This window comes from Chenggangzhangella methanolivorans (assembly GCF_019797865.1).
In the GTDB taxonomy this organism is placed as follows: domain Bacteria; phylum Pseudomonadota; class Alphaproteobacteria; order Rhizobiales; family Methylopilaceae; genus Methylopila; species Methylopila methanolivorans.
Map to the genome: position 1 here is coordinate 4,758,783 of NZ_CP081869.1, position 19,148 is coordinate 4,777,930.

Sequence of the window (19,148 nt, forward strand, 5' to 3'; positions counted from 1 at the left end):
GCTGCTCCGTCCGCCCCCTGCGCCATCGCGTCATTTGCGCCGCGTCATCGCCGTGCTAAAGGTCCGCGCCAACTTCCCCCAGCGGCGCTTTTCGCGCATCAGGGGCCGGACGCCGACGGGCGGCGCCGGGCGCATCACGCACATCTCGTGCGCGCGCACCCATCCGAGGAGGTCGGCCATGTCTCGCTTCGAAGAGGTCTTCGCCAGGGAAGCTCTCACCTTCGACGACGTGCTGCTTAGGCCTGGTCTGTCGGAAGTGATGCCCGGCGAGGCGGATCTGCGCTCGCGGGTCACGCGCACGATCTCGCTCAACATCCCGATCATTTCGTCCGCGATGGACACGGTGACGGAAGCCCGCCTCGCCATCGCCATGGCGCAGGCCGGCGGCATCGGGGTGATCCACCGCAACCTCGATCCCGAGCAGCAGGCCGCGGAAGTGCGGCAGGTGAAGAAGTTCGAGAGCGGCATGGTGGTGAACCCGGTCACCATCGCGCCGGACGCCACGCTCGCCGAAGCCTTCGACCTGATGAAGCGCAACAACATCTCGGGAATTCCCGTGACCGAGCGCACGGCGAACGGCCGTCCGGGCAAGCTCGTGGGCATCCTGACCAACCGCGATGTGCGCTTCGCCACCAATCCGCGCCAGCCGATCTCCGAGCTCATGACGCATGAGAACCTCGTGACGGTGCATGAGGGCGTGACCCAGGAGGAGGCCAAGCGCCTGCTCCACACCCACCGCATCGAGAAGCTGCTGGTGGTGGACGGCGACTACCACTGCGTCGGCCTGATCACGGTGAAGGACATCGAGAAGGCGGTCGCCAATCCGAACGCCAACAAGGACGCTCAGGGCCGCCTTCGCGTCGCCGCCGCCACCACCGTCGGCGACAAGGGTTTCGGACGCGCCGAGGCGCTGATCGACGCCGGCTGCGACCTCGTCGTGGTCGACACCGCCCATGGCCATTCCCAGCACGTGCTCGACGTCGTCGCCCGCATCAAGCGGCTCTCGAACGAGGTCCAGATCGTCGCCGGCAACGTCGCGACCGGCGACGCCACCCGCGCGCTGATCGATTCCGGCGCGGACGCCGTGAAGGTCGGCATCGGCCCGGGCTCGATCTGCACCACCCGCATCGTCGCGGGCGTCGGCGTGCCGCAGCTCACCGCCATCATGGAGGCGGTCGACGTCGCCAGGCGCGAGGACGTGCCGGTCATCGCCGACGGCGGCATCAAGTTCTCGGGCGACCTTGCGAAAGCCATCGCCGCCGGCGCGGACGCCGCCATGGTGGGCTCGCTGCTCGCCGGCACCGACGAGAGCCCCGGCGAGGTCTACCTCTACCAGGGCCGCTCCTATAAGTCGTATCGCGGCATGGGGTCGGTGGGCGCGATGGCGCAGGGGTCCGCCGACCGCTACTTCCAGGCCGAGGTCAACGACCGCCTGAAGCTTGTGCCGGAAGGCATCGAGGGGCAGGTGCCCTACAAGGGCCCGGTCGCGGCGGTCCTCCACCAGCTCGCCGGCGGCCTGCGCGCCGCCATGGGCTATGTGGGCGCGCCGACCATCTCCGAGCTTCACAGCCGCGCGCAGTTCGTCCGCATCTCGGGCGCGTCGCTGCGCGAAAGCCACGTCCACGACGTGACCATCACGCGCGAGAGCCCGAATTATCCGAGCGTGGCCTGAGGCGCGGCGATGACCGTCCAGGCGGTCCTCGCTCCGCTCTTCGCGCAGGTTCTGCTGACCTTCGTGCTGCTGGTCGCCATGGGGCGCGCGCGCATCGCGGCGGCGCGCGCCGGCGATGTGAAGGTCGGCCGCGGCTCGCCCCGCGGCTTCGCCTGGCCCGAAAAGGCCGCGAAGGTCTCGGATTGCTTTCACAACCAGCTCGAGCTGCCGCCGCTGTTCTACGCCGTGGTCACGCTCGCGCTGGTCACGAAAACCGCGGATCTCGTTTTCGTCGGCTTGTGCTGGGTGTTCGTCGCGCTTCGCTACCTGCACGCTTTCGAGCACGTCGGGACGAATCGGGTCCGCCGCCGGTTCAGCCTGTTTCTCGCAGGCGCCATCGCGCTTATGGCGCTCTGGATCTGGTTCGCTCTCAAAGTGTTCATCGGGCTCTAAGACGTCGTGCGGATCCCGTCTGTCCAAGGCCGGACTCAGGCGCTGCAACGCGTTAGTAGATATTTGTTGTCGTCCGACAATATTTCGGACGTCTGATCTCGGGTAAGTAAGAACCCTTAGGAGAGGATTTTCGGCGGCCTCGATGCTTGCCGCTCGAAAATCTCTTCAGCATTGTCCGCCCCCGTAAATCGGGGGAACGGATATGCGAGTGCCCAAGGCTGCGACCACTTTCCTGCTGTCGACCGTCGGAACGGCTGCGATGCTGGCGCTGTGCTGCGCAGGGGGCGCGGCGGCGGCGGACTTTCCGACCACGCCCAAGGCCCTGACGGCGCCGGCGGCCGGAACCTCCGACAGCAAGATCAGCGCGGTCGGAACCTCGAGCGGGCTTGTGGTCGCGTGGAACCGGTCTTCGGGAACCTCCGCCACCATCCTGATCCAGCGTTTCAAGGACGACGGTTCGGCGGTCGGCCAACCGCTGCAGCTTGACGGTCCGGGCTTCGTCGAAGGTCTGCCGACGCTGGTCGACCTCGGCCGCGGCAAGGTGGGCGTCGTCTGGAAGGGGCCGAACGCCTCCTTCAGCCCCTCGCTGAAGGGCGCGGTCTACGATGTGGCGACCGGCAAGATCGGGGCGATCACTCCCGTGCTTGCGTCTGGCGCCGCGAGCTACATCCACGATCTCGCGCTGCTGAAGAACGGCAAGGTCGCGGTCGTCACCCGCAGTTTCGCGACCGGCGGCGAGGACACCACGCTGATCAAGCTCGACGGCGCGATGAAGCCCGTCGGCGCGTCGCGCGTGGTGGAGGACGACGTCTCCGGACCGTTCGGCGCCGCGAGCTACGAGCAGACCGTGGTGGCAAACGGCTCGGGCGGCGTCGCGATCTTCCGCGCCTCGGACAGCCAGCTCAAGGGCGTGCCGTTCGACGGCGCGGGCAAGCCCGGAAAGCAGTTCCAGATCAACAGCACGACGATGCCCGCGCTCGACTTCTTCGCTTTCGCGCGCTTCACCGTGAAGGCCCAGCCCATATCCAATGGCGGATATGTGGTGACCTGGGTGGCCTACGACGCCGGCCAGCAGTTGCGGTTCGACGTCTACGCCCGCGTCTTCGACAGCAAGGGTAAGGCGGTCGGAAAGGACTTCGTCGTCCACCGCGACGTGTCCGGCGATCAGGCGGAGCCTGAGATCGTGGCGTTCGACAAGGGCTTCGGGATCGGCTGGCACAACGTCCAGGTGGTCGGCGGCTTCGCCACGCAGCGGATGCGGTTCTTCGACCCCGCCGGCAAGCCGCTGTCCGAGGATCTCGTGACGGAACGCTTCGGGATCGACGGTCCGAGCGAGATCGCCATCCCCAACAACAACACCGAACACGCGGTCCTGCCCAATGGCGACTTCCTGAAGCTGTTCGCAGCCAATGGCGGCATCTGGGGCGACCGGATCGCCGCGCTGGCCGTCGGAACGCCGAAGGCGACAAGCTGGCCGCAAAGGCTGCGGCCGCCACGCTGCTCGCGCGCGAAGGCTCCGACGAGGTGAAGGGCGGCGACGGCGACGACCTGATCGACGGGGGCGAGGACGACGACGTCATCGTCGCCGGCGCGGGCGCCGACCAGATCGCGCCCGGCGGCGGGAACGACACGATCACGGGCGGGCCGGGCGCGGACGTCTTCATCTTCGCGCCGAAGGGCGGCAAGGACACGATCCTCGACTTCCAGTCGATCGACCGCGTCGACGCCTCCGCGTTTCATTACAACGGCCGCGAGGACGTCGTGGCGGCGGCCAAGCAGGTCGGAAAGGACGTGGTGATCACCCTCGTCGACCAGACCGATCCGAAGGGCGCGAGCGCGACCGTCCGGTTGAAGAAGTACAAGCTCGAGAACTTCACCTCCGCCAACGTCATCCAATAATCGCCGTCGCGCCGTCGGGGCTTGCAATCGGCGCGGCCCTCGTGCACCTCGCGGGGCTCGCTCCGGAGCCCCGCCGATGACCCCCGCCGCCCATGCGCAAGCCGCGATCGAGGTTTTGACCGAGATCGAGGAGCGACGCTCTCCCGCCGCCAAGGCGCTCAAGGACTGGGGCGCGGCGCATCGTTTCGCGGGCTCCGGCGACCGCGCGCGCATCGCGAGCCTGACTTATGACGCGCTTCGCCAGCGCGCCTCGATCGCCTGGCGGATGGGCTCCGACGCCCCGCGGGCGCTTGCGCTCGGGACGCTCGCCTTCGTGCGCGGGGTCACGGCCGACGGGCTCGCCGCGAGCTTTTCGGGCGACCGCCACGCTCCGGCGGCTCCCGACGAGGCCGAGCGCGCGGCGATCGCCGGCTGCTCGCTCGACGGCGCGCCGGCCCATGTCGCCGGCGACTATCCGGAGTGGCTCGACGCGGGGCTCGCCGAGGCGTTCGGCGACGATCGCGCGGCCGAGGGAGCCGCGCTCGCGCAGCGCGCGCCGCTCGATCTTCGGGTCAACGTGCTGAAAGGCGACCGTGACAAGGCGTTGGCGGCGTTGGCTCACCTCAACGCCGAAGCCACGCCGCTCTCCCCCTTCGGGCTCCGGGTCGCGCTCACCTCCGACGGCCGCGGCCCGCCCGTGCAGGCCGAGCCCGCCTTCCTCAAGGGCCTCGTCGAAGTGCAGGACGAAGGCTCGCAGCTCGCCGCGCTGCTGGCGGGCGCGGGCGTCGGCGAGCAGGTGGTGGATTTCTGCGCCGGCGCCGGCGGAAAGACCCTGGCGCTCGGCGCGCAGATGGACAATCGCGGCCAGCTCTACGCCCATGACAGCGACATCCGCCGGCTGGCGCCGATGCACGAGCGGGCCGAGCGCGCGGGGCTGCGCAATCTCCAGATCCGCTCGCCCCGCGGGGCGAAGGACGTGCTGGCCGATCTCGACGAGCGGGCCGATCTCGTGCTCGTCGACGCGCCCTGCACGGGGACGGGCACCTGGCGGCGCAATCCGGACGCCAAGTGGCGCATGCGCCCAGGCGCGCTCGAGCAGCGCATGATCGAGCAGGACGCCGCCCTCGACGCCGCCGCGCTTCTGGTGCGCCCCGGCGGGCGGCTCGTCTACGTCACCTGTTCGCTGCTGCCGCATGAGAACGGCGCGCGGGTCGCGGCCTTCCGCGAGCGGCGGCCCGATTTCGCGCCGAGGCCGGCGGCGGAGGCCGCCGCGGCTGTCGGCGCGCCGTCGCTTGCGGCCCATGCGACGGAGGACGGCGCGGCGTTCCTCTTCACCCCGCGGCGTTCCGGCACCGACGGCTTCTTCGTCGCGATCCTCACGCGCTCTTGACGCGGCCGCCCTCGGCGACATCTCCCACAGGACGGGCGAGCCGAGGGAATTCATGCGCACCATCAGAGGGTTTCTGGAGCTGATCGGCGTTCTGGTCGTGCTCGTCGCCGGGTACTGGATCTGGTACGCGAACTGGGGTCCGAACCCGAACGACCGGATCGGGACCACGGTGGCGGAGGTCCTGCCGCCCGCGTTCAAGAACTGGGGCTGCGGCAAGCTTTCGGCGCGCTTCGCCGCCGAGGCGCCGTCGGTCTGCAGCCCGGCCGCGTCGCCGACGAGCCCGCCCGCGACGCCGAACGCCGCGCCCGGAGAGCCGGCGTCGCCGGGCGGCGGACGGCTCTGACACGAGTCCGCGGCAAAAAACGACGGTTAGCTCTGCGCAGGCGCCGTTGCGGCGGCCCAAGGGTTCGGCGTACTGACTGCGCATGAGCGCCGCCCAAAATCACGACCGCATCCTCATCATCGACTTCGGCTCGCAGGTCACGCAGCTGATCGCGCGACGGGTGCGCGAGGCCGGCGTCTATTGCGAGATCACGCCGTTCAATCTCGCGGAGGAGACCTTCGCGACCTTCGGGGCCAAGGGCGTCATCCTTTCGGGCGGTCCGGCGTCGGTGGCGGACATCGGCACCCCGCGGGCCCCGCAGGCGGTCTTTGACGCCGGCATTCCGGTGCTCGGCATCTGCTACGGCCAGATGACCATGGCCGAACAGCTCGGCGGCTCGGTCGAGAGCGGCCATCACCGCGAGTTCGGCCGCGCCGACCTCAACGTCGTGGCGCCCTCGCGGCTCTTCACCGGCGTCTGGGAAGACAAGAGCAAGAACATCGTCTGGATGAGCCACGGCGACCGCATCGTCCGCATGCCGCCGGGCTTCCGCATCGTCGGCGTCTCGGAGAACGCGCCCTTCGCCGCGATCGCCGACGAGTCGAGGCACTATTACGGCCTGATGTTCCACCCCGAGGTCGTTCACACGCCCCAGGGCGGCAAGCTGCTGCAGAACTTCGTGCGCGACATCTGCGGCTGCTCGGGCGACTGGTCGATGGCCGCCTATCGCGACGAGGCGATCGAGAAGATCCGCAAACAGGTCGGCAAGGGCCGGGTGATCTGCGGCCTGTCGGGCGGCGTGGACTCGTCCGTCGCCGCGGTGCTGCTGCATGAGGCGATCGGCGACCAGCTCACCTGCGTGTTCGTCGACCAGGGGCTGATGCGCAAGGCCGAGGCCGAGGAGGTCGTCGGCCTGTTCCGCGGCCACTACAACATCCCGCTCGTCCATGTGGACGCGAGCGACATGTTCCTCAACGCGCTCTCGGGCGTCGAGGATCCAGAGGTCAAGCGCAAGACCATCGGGCGCCTGTTCATCGACGTGTTCGAGGACGAGGCCCGCAAGATCGGCGGCGCGGACTTCCTCGCGCAGGGAACGCTCTACCCCGACGTCATCGAGAGCGTCTCGTTCTCGGGCGGCCCCTCGGTCACGATCAAGTCGCACCACAACGTCGGCGGGCTGCCCGAACGCATGAACATGAAGCTCGTGGAGCCCTTGCGCGAGCTCTTCAAGGACGAGGTGAGGGCGCTCGGCCGTGAGCTCGGCCTGCCCGAGAGCTTCGTCGGCCGCCATCCCTTCCCGGGGCCGGGTCTGGCGATCCGCTGCCCGGGCGACATCACCCGCGAGAAGCTCGAGATCCTGCGCCAGGCCGACGCGATCTATCTCGACGAGATCCGCAAGGCGGGGCTCTATGACGAGATCTGGCAGGCCTTCGCGGTTCTGCTGCCGGTGAAGACCGTGGGCGTCATGGGCGACGGCCGCACCTACGAATATGTGCTGGCCTTGCGCGCCGTGACCTCGGTCGACGGCATGACCGCCGACTTCTACCCCTTCGACATGAATTTCCTCGGCCGCGCGGCGACCCGGATCATCAACGAGGTGAGGGGCGTCAACCGCGTGGTCTACGACGTGACCTCCAAGCCCCCCGGGACGATCGAGTGGGAGTGACGCCCGCGCGGGCGCTCGTTCAGACGTGACGCCGAGCGTCGCCGACGATCCGGACGACCGTCACGGGCACGGTTTCCCGTTCGGCAGCACGACCTCAGCGTCGGTCAGGATCGTGTAGGCGCCGCCGCCGCGCACGGGCCACGAGGCGACCTCGGACCATGTGAAGTCGAGGTTCAGGCCCTTGACGAACTTCGACGTCAGGCTTCCCAGCACCGGCCGGTAGGGCGTCCTGATCTCGGCGACGACGTATCTCGCCCCGAACCGCTTGAAGTTGTCCGGGACGTCGATGTCCGCGGCGAAACCGACCGAACGGGGTTTGGAGCCAGTCGTCCAGCTCGAGCAGACATAGGGAAGTCCGAGCTTTCCCGCATAGACGCCGACGGCCAAGACCCGGACCTCCTCCAGCGCGGACGCGTAGGGAGCCATGATCGGGACGGCGGAAGCGAAGATGTCGCGCAGGAGAGAGGCCGACATCGGGTTCTGGACGTCGCCCTGCGCCGTGAGATCGGCGATCGTGCGCGCGACCTGATTGACCTTGCGGCGATGGTCGATCGCGTTGACGAATTCGACGCAGCCGAGAAACAGCGCGATCAGAAGCGGCGCGAACAAAGCGAATTCGATCGCCGCGACGCCGCCGTCTTCCCGGGCGAACGACCGCCTTGATCGGGCCGAGGCGCGCCTCAGCATGACGCGCCCGACTGGTACTGTTCGACGCGGAACACGACGCTCGACTGGATGAGGGCGGCCCCGTCCGAAAAGCTCGAGAGCCCGAAGGACAGCGCCCGGACGAACAGCGGATATTTCAGCGCCGCCCGGATGACCGCGATGCTTCTGGGGCCGGGGCAGGCGTAGGACGTGCCGAAATTCTTCGCCCAGCCGCCCGAGGCGTCGAGCGCCGAGCCGCTTTGCGCGCCCGCGAACGCGCTGACGACCGAGACGTCGACTTTCATGTTCGCGCAGCTCAGCGAGAGGACCGACGCCTTGGCGCCTGAGCCGCACATCGACGAGCGAAGATTGGCGAGGATCGTCGCCGCGTCCTTGGCGTCGGCGTTGTCGGTCTGGAACGAGCCGGTGAGAACCGAGCGCGAGGCCGTCTGGAGCGAGGCCTCGAGGCTGTTGCGGGCCAGAAAGATCATGGCGAACTGGACGAGGCCGATCACCAAGACCACCAGCAGGCTGCTGATGATCGCGAATTCGACGGCGTAGCTTCCGTCCCGGGATCGCGCGAATGATCGCAGCGCCACCGTCGGCCGGAGACGCCCGATCACTTCGTCAGCCTCACCTGCGTGAACCGCTGGAAGATGCTGGTGAACGCCGCGCCCACCGAAGCCGTGGTCGACAGGTCCACGAACAGGTCGGCGGAGGTCGTGCAGGCCTTCAACTGGGGAACGATGTCGTCCCATCGCGTGCCGGGGCCGCCGATCAGGCTCGGGCTTCCGAGGGTGGCGTTGTAGCCCCAGTCCCAGGGCATCTTCAGATAAGGCGCGTAGAGCACGCCGATCGAGACGCTCGGGTCGATCTTGCGGCAGTCGTCCGGCGAGAACGGGACCACCTTCTTGCGGAGCGGGATGTTCCAAGACCACGTCCGATTGGGATCCTGCACGCCGTCAGTTGCGATGATGACGAGCTTTCGAGCGTCTTGAGCGCCGTCGCCGGATGCGCCGACCTCGTCGGAGAACTGGGCCATGATCTCGTTGAAATGCGTCGCGCCGTCGAATTCGCCGGAGGCGTCAGGGGCCTTCGGCAGATTGGTGGCCGCGGCGTTGAGCGTGGCCGTGATCGGAACGATCGTCTCGAGCGTGGTGCTGAAGCTGTGGACCGCGATCCTGATGCGCTTCGTCGAGGACGTCTGCGTCTTCAGCCAGGCGATGAAGTCGAGAATGCCGGCGTTGATCTCGTTGATGCGGAGAGTCACGCCGTTCGCGAGCGCCCATTCGAACGCATCGAGCTGGGTGTTCTTCACCTTGACGCCGTCATGACAGGCGAAGGCGCAGCCGAGGTTGGAGGTCAGCTTGTTGATGTCGGCCGTGGTGGCGCCGAGCGCCATCGAGCCGGAGACGTCGATCAGCAGATGGATGTCGACCATGGGCGACAGGTCGATCGCCGAGGCCGCCGTGCCGCCGATCGCGAACTTGTCGAACCCGATGATCTTCAGAAGAGACGCGGGCGTCGTCGACGTGTAGCTGCCTTCGACCGTGACCGTGCGGTTGTTCAGCTTGACCGTAAAGGTCGGCTTCGCCCCGACGGGGAGATTCGGAGCCGTGTTGAAGTAGTCGGTCGCCGCAGCCTTGGCGTTGGCGCGGATGGCCTTGTTGGTCAGATTCTTCGCGTCGTCCGACTGCGCCTGTTTCGCTCCGACGATGACGGCCGCGTCGAGCGCGTTGTTCAGTCGGGCCCGGTCGGCGATCGCCTTGCTGTAGTCGATGGCGCCTCCGGCGAGGCCTATCAGCGGCACGAGGGTCAAGGCGAACAGAACCGGAATCGATCCGCGGTTGTCCCGGCCTAACCTCCACCACGACGACATTCTGCCTGCTCACTCAAGCCAACCGCGTCCGACCCGCGCCTCCAGCGAGGCAAGTCGTCCGCGAGGCGGGATACGCAATAGGAGTTCGAGGCTGTTGCCGCTGAACTCTGCGTAGATGACGAATAGGCTCTTAGAAAAGATTAAATCTAGAAATATTAGTACAGATTACACTTTAAACCGTAAGTTGTATATTCTTGAGTTGGCGCGACGCAGGGGATGCTATTGGTGTTATTCAGTATCGTCGAGCCGCAACGGGTATATGTTCTGACGAGCCAAACCGGTGAGGTGTGCAGAAATACTTACGCCAGTCATGCGTTCATAACGGATGTGGTCTGCGACGGGCGGGGGCCAGCGCGATGACCAAAGGCCGACGGCGCCGCGCGCGCGCGGACCGGTTCGGCGCCCGCCCTGTCCGGACGGGCGCCGCGACCTTGAGGCTCCTTAGAGCTTCACCTCGTTGTCGACCGGCATCGGCGCTCCGCTCGGCGCCGCGACGCCGCCGGCCACGCCCGTGAGATCGGGCGAGGGGATCGACAGCTGCAGGGCGTCCGCGGTCTCCTTCCAGACCGAGGCGATCAGGACGGGATCGCCGTTGAGCTTCTTGCCGTAGCTCGGAACGATCGTCCGCAGCTTTCCGCTCCATGCGCCCTTCACCTGGTCGGGGAAAGCCTTCTCCAGCAGGCCGAGCATGATCGCGGGCGAGGTGGAGCCGCCGGGCGAGGCGCCGAGCAGCGCGGCGATCGAGCGGTCCTTGGCCATCACCACCTCGGTGCCGAGTTTCAGGACGCCGCCCTTCTTCGGGTCGTTGTAGATGATCTGGACGCGCTGGCCGGCCTGCCACAGGCGCCAGTCTTCGTCCTTGGCCTCCGGATAGTAGCGGCGAAGTTCGGTGAGCTGGGCGTCGTGGGACTGCACCAGCTGGCCGGCGAGATAATTGACGAGCGCGATCTCGTTCCAGCTCACCTGCAGCATCGACGACAGGTTCTCGATCGTCACCGAGTCCGGCAGGTCGAAATAGGAGCCGTTCTTGAGGAACTTGCTCGACCAGGTGGCGAACGGGCCGAACAGCAGCACGCGCTTGCCGTCGAGCACGCGGGTGTCGAGATGGGGCACCGACATGGGCGGCGATCCGACGTCGGCCTTGCCGTAGACCTTGGCGAGATGCCTGGCGGCGACCTCCTGGTTCTCGGTCACGAGGAACGAGCCGCCCACGGGGAAGCCCGCATAGGCCTTGGCCTCCTCGATGCCCGAAAGCTGCAGAAGCGGGAGCGCGGCGCCGCCGGCGCCGATGAACACGAAGCGCGCGTCGACCGTCTCGATCTTGGAGCCGTCCTCCGTGCCGAAGGCCGACACCCGCCAGGTTCCGCTCGGATTGCGGGTGATCGAGCGCACCTCAACGCCGGTTTTCAGCGTGAATGTCGGGTTCTTGGAAAGGCGCGCGAAGAACTGCCGCGTGATCTCGCCGAGATTGACGTCGGTGCCGAGCGGCGAGCGCGTCGCGACGAGGTTCGAGGTGTCCTCCCGGCCCTCCATCGCGAGCGGGATCCATTCGGCGATCTTGGCGGGATCGGTGGTGATCTCCATGCCGGCGAACAGCGGGCTGGCCTTGAGCGCCTCGACGCGCTTTGTGATGAACTCGACATTCTCCTCGCCCCAGCACAGGTTCATGTGCGGCGTCGAATTGATGAAGCTTCGCGGGTTCTCCAGAACGCCGGTCCGCGCCTGATGCGCCCAGAACTGGCGCGAGATCTGGAACTGCTCGTTGATGTCGATCGCGCGGGCGATCTGCACGTTCCCCTTGTCGTCCTCGGGCGTGTAGTTCAACTCGCAGAGCGCCGAGTGGCCGGTGCCGGCGTTGTTCCAGCCGTTCGAGCTCTCGTCGGCGACGTTCGACAGCCGTTCGAAGGTTTCGATCCGCCAGGTCGGCTCGAGCTCGGCGAGCATCACGCCGAGCGTCGCGCTCATGATGCCGCCGCCGATGAGAAGCACGTCCACGCTGCGGTCGGCGGTTTCGGCGCGATGCTGCTCTTCGGTCAGCCATCGGTAGGCGAAGAACGCCGCGCCGGCGCCGAGCGCTGTGCCGAGGAGGCGACGGCGCGTGATGGCGAGCGGCTTCGACGCCGCCTTGGCGCGCGAGGTTTCGTTTTCAGTCATGGAGCTCCGCGAAGGCTTTCGATGGCCGACGCGCGCTCGTAAACGAAGTCGTCGGTCAGATTTCTATAATCATTACAGCCACCTACAAGCGGCTCATACCAAAGTATCTATACCTGGGTCTGTTACGTGTCCAGATGTCGCCTCAATCAACCTATGCGGGAGCTCGCGACGGGCGTCGCATGAAAGCTCGAGCGATCGAGCCCATCCGCCCAGGCTTTCCGGACGTCCGGCGTGGCTGAAACGTGCGGGCGCCGGCGCAAGCCGCCCCGTGCGAGCGAGGTCGAGCGAGGCTCTCTATCTTGCTACTGGGACGCGCCGCCGGAGACTTGGTCATGACGACATCGCTCTACGACATAACTGTCCCTGTGCTTTTGCGGGGCTTGGGCAATCTCGAGGCGGTGCTCGGGAAGGGCGAGGCCTTCGCAAGCGAGCAGGGGATTGCGCCCTCGGCCTTGCTGGAGGCTCGGCTCGCGCCGGACATGTATCCGCTCGTCGGACAGATCCAGCGGGCGAGCGACACCGCCAAGTTCGCCGCGGTTCGGCTCGGCGGGTCGAGAACGTCCCGTTCGAGGACGCCGAAACCGACTTCGCCGATCTCTTCGCCCGCATCGCGAAGACGCGCGCTTTCCTTGAAGCTGCGCCGCGCGCCGCCTTCGAAGGCAAGGAAGACGCAGAGGTCGTGCTGAAGACGCCGTCGAGCGAGCGGCGTTTCCGGGGCGTCGACTACGCGCTCGGCTTCTTGCTGCCGAACTTCTTCTTCCACGTCACGACCGCCTACGACATTCTCCGCCACAAGGGCGTCCCGATCGGCAAGCTCGACTATCTCGGGCGCGACTGAACGCGCGCTTCAGCGCTCTGGAGACGTCTGCGGCGACGTCAGCCGCTCAAGAAGCTCGGCGCCGGAGAGGGCCGGCCGGTCCGGCTCATTCGGCAGGCCGGGGCAGTTGAGCGGCGTCGCGGCGGCGATGACGGAGCCGCTCATTTTCCGCCTTCGGCCGGAAGGATAGCGGCCCTGGTCGACGAAACGGACGCGGTATCGGCAGCCCGGCCGCAGCTTCTCCCAGAGCGCGTCGCGGTCCTCGTTCGCGATGGTGTCGATGCCGACTCCGAAGGCCATGCCGTCCGCGTCGACCACGCCCCGCAAGACAAGGTCGGGGGAGCCGTGCGTCTGTTTCGAGACCACGAGGATGGTGGCCGAGCGGGTCACCCACAGCTCCATGGCGAACCAGAGAACGGCGGAGCCGGCCGCGAGAGCTCCCGTCAGCTTGAGCGCTCGCTTCACCGATGGGCTCATCAGGGCGCCGCGCTCCTTGCGCGCTCAGATCAGGTCGGCCTCGATCCGCAGGATCATCTTGGCGCGATCGTCTTCGTGCACAAAGCCCAGCAGCGCGCCCGCGGCGGCGGCCCGAGCCCGCGGCTCCAGCGCGTCGTTCGACGTCTCGCCCACGGTCCAAAACGACAGCGCGCCGCGGAACGCGACGGCGAGCAGAACCGGCAGGGTCTTGAGCGCCGTGGCGCGCATATCCGGGGCGAGGCCCTCGCCGGACCCGAGCGCCTCCCTCCACAGCAAAGCGGACTGGGAGAACACGTCGCCGGGCGTCTCCGCGGGCGCGCCGATCGCGCCCATGACGGCGCGGTTCACGGCCGGCCGCTCCAGCATCACGGCCGTCGCGATTTCGACCGCCGCAAGGACGCGCGCTGCGGCCGCGTCAGGCGACGCCGTCTCTGAAAGCCGCAGCCGCATCGCTGCGATCCGGCGCTCCGAGAGCGCGAGCATGATCGCGCCCTTGGACCCGAACTGATTGAACGGCGTCGCGAAGCTCACCCCGGCTTCCTGCGCCAGCTCCCGCATCGAAAACGACGCGTCGCCTTGCGCCAGCAGCCGCTCGGCTGCGTCCAGCACGCGTTCTCTCGTCGGAAGCTTCGGCGGGCGGAGGGGGTTGTCGTCTGACATCCATTTTTTATATCATGATATAAGTTGGTTTCAATCACCCAGGCGAAGTCTCATGACCGAACGACAGACCGCAGGCTCCAAAACCTTTCTCATCACCGGGGTCAGCTCCGGGCTCGGCCGCGCATTTGCGGCCGGCGCGCTCGCGGCGGGCCATCGCGTCATCGGAACGGTGCGCCGCGCGGAGGACGCCAAAGCGTTCGGCGCGGCCGACGGCGCGTTCGCGCTTCAGCTCGACGTGACGGACTACGCCGCCGTTCCGGAAAAAGTCTCGGAAGCCGAGCGCGTCGCGGGACCGGTGGACGTGCTGGTCAACAACGCCGGCTACGGACAGGAGGGCGCTCTGGAGGAATCCTCGCTCGAGGATCTCCAGCGCCAGTTCGCCGCCAACGTCTTCGGGCCGGTGGCGATGATCAAGGCCGTGCTGCCCGGCATGCGCGCGCGCAGGCGCGGCCACATCGTCAACGTCACCTCCATGGGCGGTTTCGTGGGCGTTCCGGGCGTCGCCTACTACTGCGGCAGCAAGTTCGCCCTCGAAGGCGTCTCCGAGTCGCTCGGCAAGGAGGTGGCGGGCTTCGGGATCCACGTTACGGCGCTCGCTCCGGGCCAGTTCCGCACCGATTGGGCCGGCCGCTCGATGGACCGCGCGCCGCGCAGTCTCGCCGACTACGACGCCGTCATGGATCCGCTCCGCGCCGCGCGGCAGGCCAAGAGCGGAAATCAGCCGGGCGATCCGGAAAAGGCCGCGCAGGCGCTGCTCAGGCTGGTGGAGGCCGAGAACCCGCCGACGCGGCTGTTCCTCGGCGAAGACGCTCTCGCGCTCGTGGCGGGCAAGCTGGAGCAGCTCCGCGCAGAGATGGCCGCATGGGACGGCGTCTCGCGGTCCACCGCGTATTCGTCCTGATCGCGAAAAATCCATGGACCGATGTCGGATCCCGCGCTCCCGGTTCGTCTTCTCGACGACAGGCGGCGTTTTTTGCCGCCATGCAGGAGATGGAGACGGGACGATGCGCGTGATGGTTCTGGTGAAGGCGACCGCCGACAGCGAGAAGGGCTTCTTCCAGACGCCCGAGACCATGGCGATGATGGAGGCGATGGGCCGGTTCAACGACGAGCTTGAGGCCGCCGGCGTCCTGGTGACGGGCGACGGCCTGAAGCCGTCTTCGGAAGGAAAGCGCGTCGCCTTCGACGGCGCCGGCCGGATGGTGATCGACGGGCCGTTCGCCGAGACCAAGGAGCTGGTCGCCGGCTTCTGGATCTGGAACGTCGCCGACATGGACGAGGCGGTCGCCTGGGTGAAGCGCTGCCCCAATCCGATGCCGGGCCCGAGCGAGATCGAGATCCGCCCGTTCTACGAACTCTCCGATCTCATCGGCGACGGCGACGCGTCTTGAGCGGCCGCGTCGCCGTCGCGTTCGGCGTCTCAGCCCTCGACTTCTTTGGCCAGGGCCTCGAGGAGCAGGCGCGTGCCTTCTTCGCGGCCGGCGCCGTCGTCGGAGCCATCGAGATAGGCGCCCTGCTCGGTATGGACGAGCAGGGTGCTTTGGCCCGCGGCCGTCAGCTCGATGGTGGTGAGCGAAGCCGACATCGGCGCGCCGCCGAGCGTCATGCGGTAGCAGAACACGATGCGGGCGTCGGGAACGATGTCCTGATAGATCGTCTCGTTGGTGATCTCGGGCGACTGTCCGAACCGGAAGCGGGAGAATTCTCGGCCCCCGATGCGGAAGTCCGCCGCGTGCTCGAACACCTCGAACCCTTCGCCCTCGACGAGCCAGCGGCGCTTGGCGTCCGTGTCGGCGAAGGCGCGGAACACACGCGCAGGGCCCGCCTTGTAAAGGCGCTCGATCCGAAAGGTGCTGTGCACCGCGGGCTTCAGTTCTGTGCTTGCGTCAGTCATCGCCGTCGTCTCCCGTGGCGTCGGTTTCGGTGAGGAAAGCGGCCAGCCGGTCGAGCTTTCGCTCGGCCGGATGGCGACGCTCTTCGAGCCAGAGGGCGAGCGCGTCCATGCCGCCGGGCTCCAGCCGGCAGATGCGGACGCGTCCGACCTTCTCGCTCGCAATGACCCCTGAAGCCTCCAGCACCTGCAGATGCTGCATGATCGCGGCGAGCGACATGTCGAAAGGCTTGGCGAGCTCGCCCGCCGGAGCGGGAGAGCGGCCCAATCGCTCGACGATCGCCCGACGCGTCGGGTCGGCCAGCGCGCGAAGCAGGGCGTCGACGTCTTGATGCTTAAGCACGAGCTTAAGTTACAGCGCCGGGGTCGATAGTCAAGTGTGCGCTTAAGTGTTTTGGCTCGGGTTGTCGCGCTGGATCCCTCGTGGGATGTCCGGCGTCCGTCGACGCCCACGCAGGAGACGCTGAATGACCGCCGCCGTCCTGATCGCACGAAACGGTCCCGTGGAGCTGTGCACGCAGGCCTTCGGCGATCCGGACGCCCCGCCGGTCCTGCTCGTCATGGGCGCCGCCGCGTCGATGATGTGGTGGCCCGATCGCTTCTGCGAGGCGCTCGCCGAAGGGGGACGCCGCGTCATCCGCTTCGATCACCGCGACACCGGCGCGAGCACGACGAACCCGCCGGGACCCGCGGCCTACGCCGTCGAGGATCTCGCAGACGACGTCCTGGCCATCCTTGACGCCTATGGGCTGACGCGCGCGCATCTCGTCGGGATGTCGCTCGGCGCCTTCGTTTCGCAGCTGGTCGCGCTGCGCGATCCGGACAGGGTGTCCAGCCTCACATTGATCGCCGCCGAGCCGCTCGGCGGCGAAGATGCGCCCGGGCCGTCGATGAGCGAGGCGTTCCTTGCTCATTTCGCGACGCTGGACGACGTCGACTGGAGGGACGAAAGCGCCGTCGGCGCCTTTCTGGGACGCATCGCGGAACTGAGTTCCTCGCCGGCGCGCGGCGTCGACCGCGCCGTCACGGACGAGCGCATCGCGCGCGAATTCGCGCGGTCCCGAAATCTCAGGTCGGCGTTCAATCATGCGACCGTCGGCGGCGACTTCGACCATTGGGATCTCCGGGAGATCGCCGCGCCGACGCTCGTCATCCACGGGGCCCATGACCCGGTGCTGCCGCTCGCCAACGGAGAGGCGATCGGGCGGCGGATTCCGGGCGCCCGACTTCATGTCCTGCCGGACGCGGGCCATGAGCTCCATGGCGACGACCTCGACGTGATCGCCGCGCAGATCCTCGCGCACACCGCTTCAAATCGCCCGTCCGGCCGAGGCTGAGCCGGAACGTTCGTTCCGGTTCACGCGTTTGAGAGCACGGGCCGCAATTGCGTATCGGCCCATGACTGGGAGGTTCTCATGCTCTGGGCCATCGCACTGTTTCTCGTCATCGCCTGGGCGCTCGGCTTCGTGGTGTTCCACGTCGCCTCGTGGCTCATCCATCTGCTGCTGATCGTCGCCGTCGCGGTGGTGATTTTGCGTCTGGTCAGAGGCCAGCCGGCCGTCTAGACCCGGCTTCATGGCGAGCGTCACGATCCACGGCATCAAGAACTGCGACACGATGAAGAAGGCGCGCGCCTGGCTCGACGAGCACGGCGTCGCGTATTCCTTCCACGACTACAAGGTCGCCGGGATCGACGCCGCGACGCTGAAGCGCTGGGCCGGCGAGGTGGGCTGGGAGACGCTGCTCAACCGCGCCGGAACCACCTTCAAGAAGCTGCCCGACGACGAGAAGGCCGGGATCGACGAGGGCAGGGCGCTTGCGCTGATGCAGGCCCAGCCCTCGATGATCAAGCGGCCGGTGCTCGAGACGGGCGGCAAAAACTGATGGTCGGCTTCAAGCCGGACCTTTACGCCAAGGCGTTCGGCTGACCGAGATCAGCCGGGAATATCGCAGACGTCGATCCATTCCGCGCCGACCAGCTCCGCCATGCGGTGCGGCGAGACCCGCACGGAGCTCCGCGGCGAGCCCGCTGCGGGTATGACGACGTCGAAATCCTTCAGCGACACGTCGCAATAGACCGGAAGCGGCGCTGCGAGCCCGAAGGGCGACACGCCGCCGACCGGATGGCCCGTCAGCTGCGCGACCTCATCCACGCCAAGCATCCGCGGCTTGCCGCCAAGCGCTTCCCTGGCCTTGCGATTGTGGAGCCGCGCGTCGCCCCGCGTCACGAACAGCATGACGCGATCTCCGACCCGCAACGACAGCGTTTTGGCGATCTGCCCCGGCGCGCAGTCGTGCGCCGTCGCGGCTTCCGGCACAGTGGCGGTGCTCACTTCATGCTCGACGACCATGAGGTCGGGCGCATGCTCGAGAGGAAGGCTCGGACGCTGTCGAGGCTCAAGGGGCGATCTCCTTCAACGCCATGCGCACATAGGTCTCGACCAGCGCGTCGCCTTCCTCGCGCGGAACCGAGATCGCGATCCGCATCGCCGCTTCCCCGAGCTGCATCACGAGGAAGGCGGAGCGTTCAAGCGCCTCGCGATCGGCGTCTGGCCGCACGCGCGCCATCGCTGCGGCGACCAGCGCTCCGTCAGCCCGGCTGTTCTCTTGCTCGAAGGCGCGCAGCGCCTTGTCGGCCTGCGTCGCAGACCAGACGTCGCGCATGACGGGCTCGGCGAGGAACAGGCCGTAATAGATCTCGACCAGCCGCCGGAACGCCTCGCGCAGCTCGTCCGTGGTCGAGACGCCTGAAAGCTCCCGCGATGCAGGCGCGCCCCTCCGCGCTGATGCGCTCCGCCAGCACGCGGATGATCGCCGTCTTGTCCGGAAAATACTGGTAGAGCGAGCCGATCGAAACGCCTGCGCGCTCGGCGACCTCCGCCATGCGCATGGCGTCGCTGCCCTTCTCCGAAATCAGCCCTCTGGCGGCGTCCAGCAGCTTTTCGACGCGCTCCAGCGCCCGCTTCTGGCTGGGCGCGCGGCGCAGGCTCGGGCCGGTTTCGACATCAGACATGAGGGTTACTCACATTTTGCTTGACACATAATATGAGTACTCGTCACATTCTCAAAATATGAGAGATACTCATATTAGGGAGAAGGTGATGACCGGGATCGAGTTCAAGGCGCGTGAGGCCAAGCCGACGCTGGTGGTGGGCGCGACGGGAAAGACCGGCAGGCGCGTGGTCGAACGGTTGGAGCGGGCGGGTCTGCCCGTGCGGCAGGGCTCGCGCGGCGCGGCGCCGGGCTTCGACTGGGAGCATGAGGC

20 protein-coding genes and 4 pseudogenes are annotated in these 19,148 nt (G+C 67.5%); 13 read left to right on the plus strand and 11 right to left on the minus strand.

Features of this window, described 5'->3' with window-relative positions:
• Positions 1–30: 30 nt before the first annotated feature.
• Positions 31–180 carry a hypothetical protein gene (locus K6K41_RS24975; protein ID WP_261402752.1) on the minus strand — a complete coding sequence of 50 codons (150 nt, stop codon included), beginning with the start codon at positions 178–180 and terminating at the stop codon, positions 31–33.
• On the opposite strand from K6K41_RS24975, the gene guaB reads away from it, so the two are divergent.
• From guaB to guaA, 7 genes are all read left to right on the plus strand, one after another.
• Entirely contained in the window at positions 179–1,672 is a 1,494-nt protein-coding gene (gene guaB / locus K6K41_RS24980; protein WP_261402753.1) for an IMP dehydrogenase, read from the plus strand. The two genes, K6K41_RS24975 and guaB, sit on opposite strands and share 2 nt — an antisense overlap.
• Positions 1,673–1,681: 9 nt before the next feature.
• Entirely contained in the window at positions 1,682–2,104 is a 423-nt protein-coding gene (locus tag K6K41_RS24985) for an MAPEG family protein (RefSeq protein ID WP_261402754.1), read from the plus strand.
• A gap of 208 nt (positions 2,105–2,312) precedes the next feature.
• On the plus strand, positions 2,313–3,632 hold the full coding sequence (locus K6K41_RS24990) for a hypothetical protein (RefSeq protein ID WP_261402755.1): 1,320 nt from the start codon (positions 2,313–2,315) through the stop codon (positions 3,630–3,632).
• On the plus strand, positions 3,629–4,003 hold the full coding sequence (locus K6K41_RS24995; RefSeq protein ID WP_261402756.1) for a calcium-binding protein: 375 nt from the start codon (positions 3,629–3,631) through the stop codon (positions 4,001–4,003). Before K6K41_RS24990 ends, K6K41_RS24995 begins: the two co-directional genes overlap by 4 nt.
• A gap of 76 nt (positions 4,004–4,079) precedes the next feature.
• Entirely contained in the window at positions 4,080–5,372 is a 1,293-nt protein-coding gene (locus K6K41_RS25000; RefSeq protein ID WP_261402757.1) for an RsmB/NOP family class I SAM-dependent RNA methyltransferase, read from the plus strand.
• Between the two features lie 52 nt (positions 5,373–5,424).
• Entirely contained in the window at positions 5,425–5,715 is a 291-nt protein-coding gene (locus tag K6K41_RS25005) for a hypothetical protein (protein WP_261402758.1), read from the plus strand.
• Positions 5,716–5,797: 82 nt separating this feature from the next.
• The gene (guaA, locus tag K6K41_RS25010; protein ID WP_261402759.1) at positions 5,798–7,360 is read left to right on the plus strand and encodes a glutamine-hydrolyzing GMP synthase; all 1,563 of its coding nucleotides are present in this window, start codon (positions 5,798–5,800) and stop codon (positions 7,358–7,360) included.
• Positions 7,361–7,420: 60 nt separating this feature from the next.
• Here guaA and K6K41_RS25015 read toward each other — a convergent pair whose 3' ends face one another.
• The 4 genes from K6K41_RS25015 to mqo all read right to left on the minus strand — a co-directional run bounded on the left by K6K41_RS25015 (position 7,421) and on the right by mqo (position 12,038).
• Positions 7,421–8,047: a TadE/TadG family type IV pilus assembly protein gene (locus tag K6K41_RS25015; RefSeq protein WP_261402760.1), complete on the minus strand. Its 627-nt coding sequence runs from the start codon at positions 8,045–8,047 to the stop codon at positions 7,421–7,423.
• On the minus strand, positions 8,041–8,628 hold the full coding sequence (locus K6K41_RS25020) for a TadE/TadG family type IV pilus assembly protein (RefSeq protein ID WP_261402761.1): 588 nt from the start codon (positions 8,626–8,628) through the stop codon (positions 8,041–8,043). The genes K6K41_RS25015 and K6K41_RS25020 overlap by 7 nt, the downstream gene beginning before the upstream one ends.
• Positions 8,625–9,815, minus strand: a complete 1,191-nt coding sequence (locus tag K6K41_RS25025; protein WP_261402762.1) for a pilus assembly protein — start codon at positions 9,813–9,815, stop codon at positions 8,625–8,627. The genes K6K41_RS25020 and K6K41_RS25025 overlap by 4 nt, the downstream gene beginning before the upstream one ends.
• Positions 9,816–10,325: 510 nt before the next feature.
• Positions 10,326–12,038, minus strand: coding sequence for a malate dehydrogenase (quinone) (gene mqo / locus K6K41_RS25030; RefSeq protein ID WP_261402763.1), 1,713 nt, complete (start codon positions 12,036–12,038; stop codon positions 10,326–10,328).
• A 332-nt stretch (positions 12,039–12,370) separates the two neighbouring features.
• On the opposite strand from mqo, the pseudogene K6K41_RS25035 reads away from it, so the two are divergent.
• A pseudogene (locus tag K6K41_RS25035) lies at positions 12,371–12,876 on the plus strand (DUF1993 domain-containing protein).
• A 9-nt stretch (positions 12,877–12,885) separates the two neighbouring features.
• Here the strand turns inward: K6K41_RS25035 and K6K41_RS25040 are convergent.
• Together K6K41_RS25040 and K6K41_RS25045 are read right to left on the minus strand one after the other, a co-directional pair.
• The gene (locus K6K41_RS25040) at positions 12,886–13,332 is read right to left on the minus strand and encodes a hypothetical protein (protein ID WP_261402764.1); all 447 of its coding nucleotides are present in this window, start codon (positions 13,330–13,332) and stop codon (positions 12,886–12,888) included.
• 24 nt (positions 13,333–13,356) lie between these two features.
• Positions 13,357–13,941, minus strand: a complete 585-nt coding sequence (locus K6K41_RS25045) for a TetR/AcrR family transcriptional regulator (RefSeq protein ID WP_261402765.1) — start codon at positions 13,939–13,941, stop codon at positions 13,357–13,359.
• 103 nt (positions 13,942–14,044) lie between these two features.
• Between K6K41_RS25045 and K6K41_RS25050 the strand changes: the two genes are divergently transcribed.
• The gene (locus K6K41_RS25050) at positions 14,045–14,893 is read left to right on the plus strand and encodes an oxidoreductase (protein WP_261402766.1); all 849 of its coding nucleotides are present in this window, start codon (positions 14,045–14,047) and stop codon (positions 14,891–14,893) included.
• A 103-nt stretch (positions 14,894–14,996) separates the two neighbouring features.
• On the plus strand, positions 14,997–15,383 hold the full coding sequence (locus K6K41_RS25055) for a YciI family protein (protein ID WP_261402767.1): 387 nt from the start codon (positions 14,997–14,999) through the stop codon (positions 15,381–15,383).
• Between the two features lie 29 nt (positions 15,384–15,412).
• On the opposite strand, the gene K6K41_RS25060 is transcribed toward K6K41_RS25055, so the two are convergent.
• Entirely contained in the window at positions 15,413–15,886 is a 474-nt protein-coding gene (locus K6K41_RS25060) for an SRPBCC family protein (protein ID WP_261402768.1), read from the minus strand.
• Complete coding sequence (locus tag K6K41_RS25065) at positions 15,879–16,226, minus strand: ArsR/SmtB family transcription factor (RefSeq protein ID WP_261402769.1); 348 nt, start codon at positions 16,224–16,226, stop codon at positions 15,879–15,881. The genes K6K41_RS25060 and K6K41_RS25065 overlap by 8 nt, the downstream gene beginning before the upstream one ends.
• A gap of 124 nt (positions 16,227–16,350) precedes the next feature.
• Here K6K41_RS25065 and K6K41_RS25070 point away from each other — a divergent pair, with 124 nt between their 5' ends.
• From K6K41_RS25070 to K6K41_RS25080, 3 genes and pseudogenes are all read left to right on the plus strand, one after another.
• Entirely contained in the window at positions 16,351–17,220 is an 870-nt protein-coding gene (locus K6K41_RS25070) for an alpha/beta fold hydrolase (protein WP_261402770.1), read from the plus strand.
• 78 nt (positions 17,221–17,298) lie between these two features.
• Complete coding sequence (locus tag K6K41_RS25075) at positions 17,299–17,448, plus strand: lmo0937 family membrane protein (protein WP_261402771.1); 150 nt, start codon at positions 17,299–17,301, stop codon at positions 17,446–17,448.
• A gap of 10 nt (positions 17,449–17,458) precedes the next feature.
• Positions 17,459–17,811, plus strand: a pseudogene (locus K6K41_RS25080) (ArsC family reductase).
• 6 nt (positions 17,812–17,817) lie between these two features.
• On the opposite strand, the pseudogene K6K41_RS25085 reads toward K6K41_RS25080, so the two are convergent.
• Both K6K41_RS25085 and K6K41_RS25090 read right to left on the minus strand, forming a co-directional pair.
• Positions 17,818–18,284, minus strand: a pseudogene (locus tag K6K41_RS25085) (YbaK/EbsC family protein).
• Positions 18,281–18,896 (minus strand): annotated as a pseudogene (locus tag K6K41_RS25090) (TetR/AcrR family transcriptional regulator). Before K6K41_RS25090 ends, K6K41_RS25085 begins: the two co-directional pseudogenes overlap by 4 nt.
• Positions 18,897–19,148: the final 252 nt, after the last annotated feature.